Below are 1628 nucleotides of genomic sequence, written 5' to 3'. Positions count from 1 at the left end.
GGATTGACTCAAGCTTGTGTCGATGACTTCCGGACAAATTCATGCAGCGCAGGATAGGCTGCCTGATCGAGCCATTGCGCGAGATCAGAGAGTTTGTTTTGCACACTGCCAGAGCTATCACCACAAACATTGATGTGGCCCATCTTACGGCCAGAACGTTTTACTTTGCCGTACCAATGTACATGAACGCCTGCCACTGCCATCACCGCTTCAGGAAGCCTGTCTTCACCCAATATGTTGATCATGGTGGTTTCTCGGATCAGTCGGGTGCTGCCCAGAGGCATTGCACAGATAGCGCGAAGATGGTTTTCGAACTGACAGGTTTCAGAACCTTGCTGAGTCCAGTGCCCGGAGTTGTGCACTCTTGGCGCGATTTCATTGACCAGCAGGGAACCACTCACATCAAAAAACTCCAGTACCAGCACTCCGACATAGCCAAGACTCTCAGCGACAGCAGTGAACATCTGCTTTGCCTGTTCCTGCAATGCCTGATCAGTGATGGCTGTAGAAAGACTCAGTACTCCGTTGGTATGAACATTCTCGGCCAGAGGGTAGACAGCAACCGTTCCGTTTGCACTTCGGGCACCGACCAGTGAGACTTCACGATCAAAGGGGACAAACTCTTCAGCAACAATCGCCTGATGATCAGTAGCTGCAATGCATTCGGCCATTTCTGCCCAGATGGTATCAGCCTGATCAAGCTCTTTTAACCGCCACTGCCCTTTACCGTCGTAGCCGCCCAAAGCACTCTTGAGAACCATAGGCACACCCACATGCTCAATCGCTTTGTGGAAGTCTTCATAAGTCTGAATGACAAAGTATCGGGCATTTTTAACACCGGCATCGTCCAGTCTTTTTTTCTCGATACGCCGGTCGCCACCTGCCTTGATGGCTTCTGTAGAAGGCAGAAATTTGCCGCTTTTCTCACAGACAGCCAGAATATCGAGGGGAATGTGTTCAAATTCTGCGGTAATGACATCAGCCTGTCTGATAGCGGATGCCAAGTCATTACCGGTGGTCATTTGAGTCAGCGGGTGAACCACTGTTTCGCTGTTGACATCATAAGCACTGATTTGAATGTTCAGCGGTGCGCCAGCCAATGACATCATTCGCGCCAGCTGGCCTGCCCCCAGCACTAAAACATGCATCAGATTAATCCTCAGCCGGATTGGGATTAGCCAGAACCGTGTCCGTTTGTTCTTTACGGAAAGCTTCTATCTTAGCCATGACCGCTTCATTGTGCGTACCAATGATTTGAGCAGCCAGAATACCCGCATTGGCGGCACCTGCCTCGCCAATGGCCAAAGTTCCTACGGCAATCCCCTTGGGCATCTGTGCGATAGACAGTAATGAATCTATACCTTTCAGTGCTTTGGACTGAACGGGGACTCCCAGAACAGGCAGGCTAGTGAAAGCGGCTGCCATGCCGGGCAGGTGAGCCGCGCCGCCTGCGCCTGCAATGATGACTTTGAGGCCCCGCTCTTTAGCGCCTGTGGCATAGTCAGCCAACAGCTGGGGAGTCCGGTGCGCTGAAACCACTCTGGTTTCATAACGGACTCCAAACCGGTCCAGCATGTCCGCTGCCAGTTTCATCGTTGGCCAGTCTGACCTGGACCCCATGATAATGC

Annotated in this window: 2 protein-coding genes; both read right to left on the bottom strand. The window is 52.0% G+C overall.

Going from position 1 to position 1628, the window contains the following annotated elements; translation table 11 throughout:
* Positions 1 to 8: 8 nt before the first annotated feature.
* Positions 9 to 1148 carry a 5-(carboxyamino)imidazole ribonucleotide synthase gene (locus tag KDK16_RS08945; RefSeq protein WP_257275681.1) on the bottom strand — a complete coding sequence of 380 codons (1140 nt, stop codon included), beginning with the start codon at positions 1146 to 1148 and terminating at the stop codon, positions 9 to 11.
* Positions 1149 to 1152: 4 nt separating this feature from the next.
* A complete protein-coding gene (purE, locus tag KDK16_RS08940; protein ID WP_257275680.1) occupies positions 1153 to 1626 on the bottom strand; it encodes a 5-(carboxyamino)imidazole ribonucleotide mutase in 474 nt (157 codons plus the stop codon).
* Positions 1627 to 1628: the final 2 nt, after the last annotated feature.

The sequence above is a fragment of the Endozoicomonas sp. SESOKO4 genome, assembly GCF_024606275.1.
The sequence above is the reverse complement of the archived record's forward strand: the minus strand, read 5'-3'. Positions and strand labels throughout refer to the sequence as shown.

Coding starts and splice junctions, on each gene's coding strand:
- KDK16_RS08945 (WP_257275681.1), bottom strand. CDS start 1,148: ATGCATGTTTTAGTGCTGGGGGCAGGCCAGCTGGCGCGAATGATGTCA.